At 82.8% G+C, this 320-nt stretch carries 1 pseudogene; it reads right to left on the reverse strand.

Annotated features, from left to right (window positions below):
• Positions 1–320: pseudogene (locus tag ACSNOG_RS33105) on the reverse strand (NADH-quinone oxidoreductase subunit C); the annotation flags it as partial.

Genomic DNA, 320 nt, shown 5'->3' on the forward strand with positions numbered 1-320 from the left:
CCTCAAAGGCCGGGCGGGCGTGGTGCCAGGGGGCGTCGGAGGAGCGGGGGCGCGGCTTGTCGGCCGGTTCGGCGGGGCGTCCGGCCGTCTCCGGTCGGCTCGCCGAGCCGTCGGATGCGCTGCGGGTACGGCGCGGGGCAGCGGCCGCTTCCGTCTGGCTGGCCGAGCCGTCCGCGGCGCTCCGAGCGCGGCGGGGCGCGGCGGCGCCCTCCGTCCGGCTCGCCGAGGCGCGGCGCGGGGCAGCGGCTGCTTCCGGCTGGCTGGCCGAGCCGTCCGTCGCGGTGCGGGTGCGGCGGACCGGGCGGTCGCCCGCCGCACCC

Origin of the sequence: Streptomyces sp. URMC 124 (assembly GCF_051386455.1) — a bacterium.
Taxonomy (GTDB): Bacteria; Actinomycetota; Actinomycetes; order Streptomycetales; family Streptomycetaceae; genus Streptomyces.